The sequence below is a fragment of the Micromonospora sp. NPDC003776 genome (genome assembly GCF_053605645.1).
The window spans coordinates 1-5,079 of sequence record NZ_JBSGJR010000514.1; the positions used below are offsets into that span (position 1 = coordinate 1).

5 protein-coding genes are annotated in these 5,079 nt (G+C 69.4%); all 5 read left to right on the forward strand.

Features of this window, described 5'->3' with window-relative positions:
* Positions 1–848 (forward strand): MurR/RpiR family transcriptional regulator (locus tag ACWEVO_RS29670; RefSeq protein WP_452310777.1); only part of this gene is annotated, 848 nt, incomplete at its 5' end.
* Positions 845–1,594: a sugar isomerase domain-containing protein gene (locus tag ACWEVO_RS29675; RefSeq protein WP_452310778.1), complete on the forward strand. Its 750-nt coding sequence runs from the start codon at positions 845–847 to the stop codon at positions 1,592–1,594. The genes ACWEVO_RS29670 and ACWEVO_RS29675, both read left to right, overlap by 4 nt.
* Before the next feature lie 26 nt (positions 1,595–1,620).
* Positions 1,621–3,036 carry an N-acetylglucosamine/diacetylchitobiose ABC transporter substrate-binding protein gene (gene ngcE / locus ACWEVO_RS29680; protein ID WP_452310779.1) on the forward strand — a complete coding sequence of 472 codons (1,416 nt, stop codon included), beginning with the start codon at positions 1,621–1,623 and terminating at the stop codon, positions 3,034–3,036.
* A gap of 22 nt (positions 3,037–3,058) precedes the next feature.
* Positions 3,059–4,000 (forward strand): carbohydrate ABC transporter permease, encoded by a 942-nt coding sequence (locus ACWEVO_RS29685; RefSeq protein ID WP_452310780.1) that lies wholly within the window; start codon positions 3,059–3,061, stop codon positions 3,998–4,000.
* A gap of 13 nt (positions 4,001–4,013) precedes the next feature.
* The gene (locus ACWEVO_RS29690) at positions 4,014–4,967 is read left to right on the forward strand and encodes a carbohydrate ABC transporter permease (RefSeq protein WP_452310781.1); all 954 of its coding nucleotides are present in this window, start codon (positions 4,014–4,016) and stop codon (positions 4,965–4,967) included.
* Positions 4,968–5,079 lie beyond the last annotated feature (112 nt).

Below are 5,079 nucleotides of genomic sequence, written 5' to 3' on the forward strand. Positions count from 1 at the left end.
CGGGGGCGGGGGAGCTGCCGGGGCCCCTGGGTCGGGTCGCTCACCACGTCCCCCGCGACCCGGAGGCGGCGGCCCGGGCCACCATCGTGGAGCTGGCCGAGCGCAGCGGCACCTCACCGGCGACCATCACCCGGTTCTGCCGGGCGATGGGTTTCGAGGGCTACGCCGACCTGCGGCTCGGCATCGCCGCCGAGACCGGCCGGGCCCGCTCGGCCGGCTGGACCGTCGACATCGGTCGGGAGATCCAGCCCAGCGACCCGCTGTCCCGGGTGCTCGACCAGATCATGGCCGCCGACACCCGGGCGATGCACGACACCGCCGCGCTGCTCGACCTCGCGGAGGTGGAGCGGGCGGCGGTGGCGATCGCCGGGGCGAGTCGGGTGAACATCTTCGGCGCCAGCGGCAGCGCGCTGGTCGGCGAGGAGATGCAGTTCAGCCTGCACCGGATCGGGGTCGCGGCCTGGGCCTGGAGCGACGTGCACGAGGGGTTGGCGAGCGCGGCGCTGCTCGGCGTCGGCGACGTCGCCCTGGGCATCTCGCACACGGGTCAGACCCGGGAGACCATCGAGATGCTCGCCGAGGCGGGCAGCCGGGGAGCGACCACGGTGGCGCTGACCGGCTTCCCCCGCTCGCCGCTGGCCGAGCTGGCCGACATCGTGCTGGTCACGGCCAGCCAGGCGACCACCTTCCGGCCGGACGCGCTCTCCGCCCGGCACCCCCAGCTCGTCGTGCTCGACCTGCTCTACATCGCGGTGGCGCAGCGCACCCACGACCGCGCCCACGCGGCCTTCCGGCGTACCGCCCAGGCCGTGGACGGGCACAAGGCCGCGAAGGGGGCCACCTCATGATCAGTGCCCGGCGGTACGCGGACGCCGTCCGCCCGGTGCTCGACCGGCTGGTCGACACGCAGGCCGAGGCCGTCGACCGGGCGGCCGACCTGATCGCCGCCGGACTGCGCCGTGGCGGTGTGCTCCAGGCGTTCGGCGCCGGCCACTCCGAGGCGTTCGCCGCCGAGCTGGTGGCCCGCGCCGGCGGCCTGGTCCCCACCAACCGACTCTCCCTGCACGACCTCGTGCTGCACGGCGACGCGCCCCGCGACGTGCTCGCCGATCCCAAGCTGGAACGCGACCCGGCGGTCGCGCACCAGCTCTACGCCCTGGCGGCGCCGCAGCCGGAGGACGTGTTCGTGGTCGCCTCCCAGTCCGGCATCAACGGCTCGGTGGTCGAGCTGGCGACGCTGGTCCGGGAGCGGGGCCACCCGTTGATCGCGGTCACCTCGGCCGAGCACACCGCCCGGGTCGCCCCGCGCCACCCGAGCGGGCACCGGCTCGCCGACCTCGCCGACGTCGTGCTGGACAACGGCGCGCCGTACGGCGACGCACTGCTGCCGCTCGAGGGCGGCGGCGCGGTCTGTGCGGTCTCGTCGGTCACCGCGGCGCTGCTGGCGCAGCTGCTGACCGCCGAGGTCGTACGACGGTTCCACCAGGCCGGGGAGGTACCCCCTATCTACCTCTCCGCCAACGTCCCCGGTGGGGACGAGCACAACCTCGCCCTCGAGTCGCGGTACGCCGGGCGCCTCCGGCGGACCGCCTGACCCGACACCACAAGGAGAGACGCAAGATGTCGGTTACCCCCGAGAAGCCCGGCGACCTCAGCCGCCGGATCCTGCTGCAGCGCGCCGCCGCGGCCGGTCTGCTGGTGACCCCGGCCGCCGGTCTGCTCAGCGCCTGCGCCGGTAGCGAGCCGAGCAAGTCCGACAACGGCGGCGGCGCGGCCAAGAGCAAGGACAACCCGTTCGGTGCGAAGGACGGCAGCGCCGTCAAGGTGGTCATCTTCAACGGCGGCCTGGGCGACCAGTGGGCCAAGGAGGACAAGACGGTCTTCAACGCCAAGCACCCGAACATCACGGTCAACATGTCTTCCACGCAGAAGATCAAGACCGAAGAGCAGCCGAAGATGGCGACCCAGCCGAGCGACCTGGTGATGAACTCGGGCGCGGACAGCATGGACCGCAGCACTCTGATCAACGAGGGTGCCATCGAGCCGCTCGACGACCTGCTCACCGCCCCGGCGTGGGACGGCGAGGGCACGGTCGCGGACAGCCTGCTGCCGGGCACCGTCAACGACGGCACCCAGAACGGCAAGTTCTACGTCGTCAACGTGGCCTACACGGTCTGGGGCAACTGGTACAACGCCGCCCTGTTCAAGAAGGAGGGGTGGCAGGCGCCGACCACCTGGGACGAGTTCTTCGCGCTCGCCCCGAAGATCAAGGCCAAGGGCATGGCGCCGTACGTGCACGACGCCGTGCACGGCTATTACCCGCGCTGGGGCCTGTTCGCCAGCATCTGGAAGGCGGTCGGCAAGCAGGCGGTCATCGACATCGACAACCTCAAGGACGGTGCCTGGAAGGCCGACGGCATCGTCGCGGCGCTGCAGCCGTGGGAGAAGATGGTCAAGGACAAGCTGCTGCTGCCGGGCAACCTCAACCACACCCAGTCGCAGCAGGCGTGGCTCGACGGCAAGGCGGCCTTCATCCAGGTCGGCACCTGGCTGAAGAACGAGATGGCCGCCACCATCCCGCCGGGCTTCGAGCTGACCCTGTCGGACTACTGGAGCAACTCCGGGGACAAGGCCGCCAAGGACGTCTTCGCCGGCTCCGGCGAGGGTTTCGTGGTGCCGAGCAAGGCGCCCAACAAGGAGGCCGCGAAGGAGATGCTGCGGGCCATCCTGTCCAAGGCCGGCTCGGCGAAGTTCGCCGAGCTGACCAAGTCGCTGGCCTCCACCAAGGGCTCCGGCGACAACGTGCAGGACTCGGCGCTGGCGTCGGCGAACGCGCTGATGAAGAACGCCACGGCGGACCTGATCTCGGTCAAGTTCCCGGACTTCTACGCCGACCTGGACAAGGAGAGCCAGAACCTCTCCGAGGAGCTGATGGCGGGGCGCCTCACCGCGCAGCAGTTCGTCGACAAGATGCAGGTGGCCGCCGACAAGGTCGCCAAGGACTCGTCGATCAAGAAGCAGACCCGCACCGCCTGATCCGTTCGAGAGAGTGAGTCCAATGCGGCACGGAGTCGCGCGTTTCGTCACGGGCTTCCTGGCCCTGCCCGTCGCGCTGTACCTGTTCTACGTGGTGTGGCCGTTCGCGCAGGCGGCGGGATACTCGCTGACCGACTGGGGTGGGTACTCGGACTCCCAGCACTTCGTCGGTCTGGACAACTACGTCCGGCTGCTCTCCGACGAGCTGATCCGGAAGGCGTTCTGGCACAACGTGTTCTTCCTGGTCACCGTGCCGCTGTTCACCATCGCGCTGGCCCTGTTCCTCGCGTTCCTGCTCAACGTGGGCGGACGCGAGGACAGGGCCGGCATCCGCGGGGTGTTCGGGTCCGGGCTCTACAAGGTGATCTTCTTCTTCCCGCAGGTGCTGTCGCTGGTGGTCGTGGCCGTCATGTGGCAGCAGATCTACCGCTCCGACAACCAGGGCCTGATCAACGGCCTGCTGATGAAGGTGGGGCTGGTCGACCCGGAGAACCCCATCGCCTTCACCGCCGACCCGGAGCCGTTCCTCGGCGTGCCGGCGGTGCTCTGGTGGCTGCTGCTCATCGCGGTGTGGAGCGGTGCCGGCTTCTACATGGTGCTCTTCTCCGCGGCCATGCAGTCGATCCCCAAGGACATCTACGAGGCGGCGATCCTCGACGGCGCGGGCCGGTTCCACACCTTCTTCCGGGTGACCCTGCCGTTGCTGCGGGAGACCATCTCGGTGGCCTGGGTCTACCTGGGCTTCATCGCCCTGGACATGTACGCCCTGGTCTTCGTCATGACCCCGAGCCAGGGCGGCCCAAACCACGCCAGCGAGATCTTCGCGTCGGTGCTCAACTTCACCGCGTTCCAGAAGGGCCAGTTCGGCTACGCCTGCGCGATGGGTGTCGCGCTGGCCATCTTCACGATCCTGCTCGCCGCGCTGCAGCTGAGGATCACCCGTCGTGACCGTATCGAGTTCTGAAGGAGGGGCGACGATGAGCACCGCGACCCACGGCCCCATCCGGGCCGACCAGGCCACCCCGTCCCACCCGGCATCCGGACGACGGGCCGAGGCCCGCGGGCGCGGCTGGGGCGGCCGGATCTTCAACGGCTTCTCCCACGTGTTCCTGGCCGTGTGGGCCCTGATGGTCATCTACCCGCTGCTGTGGGTGGTGATGTCGGCCTTCAAGGACGACTCGCAGGTGATCCGGGAGCCCCTGTCGCTGATCCCGCACCAGCTGCACTGGGGCAACTTCGCGCGCGCGTGGGGGGAGGGGCACCTCGGGGCGTTCTTCCTCAACACCGTGCTGGTGATGGCCGGCAGCGTCACCCTGACCATGCTGCTCGGCTCGATGGCCGCGTACGCCCTCGCGCGCTACGAGTTCCCCGGCAACCGGCTGATCTACTACATGTTCCTCTCCGGCCTGACCCTGCCGATCTACCTGGCCGCGGTGCCGCTGTTCAAGGGGGTCTACAACACCGGGATCAGCTTCCCGCTGCTCGGCCCGAACAAGCACCTGATGCTGATCCTGGTCTACGTCGCCTGGTCGCTGTCGTTCACGATCTTCTTCATGCACTCGTTCTTCCGGACGCTGCCCGATTCGATCGCCGAGGCGGCCCAGGTCGACGGGGCCTCCCACACCCGGACCTTCTTCAGCGTAATGCTGCCGATGGCCAAGCCCGGCCTGATCAGCATCGGCATCTTCAACGTGCTCGGCCAGTGGAACCAGTGGTACCTGCCGACCCTGCTCATGCAGTCGGTGGCCGGTGAGCCGAAGCACCAGGTGATCGCCCAGGGCCTGATCGAGCTGTCGGTCAACCAGGGCTACAAGTCCGACTGGTCCGGCCTCTTCGCCGGGGTCACCATGGCGATGCTGCCGGTGCTCATCGTGTACATCGTCTTCCAACGCCAGGTCCAGTCCGGCCTCACCGCCGGCGTCAGCAAATAGCCGCACCCCCCGCCCCGGCGGGTAGAGCGCGATGTAGGCCTGCACGGTGACGGTGCCCAGCACCTCACCCTCGGTCGAGGCGAAGGAGGGCCTGGACGCCACGGCCGAGGGT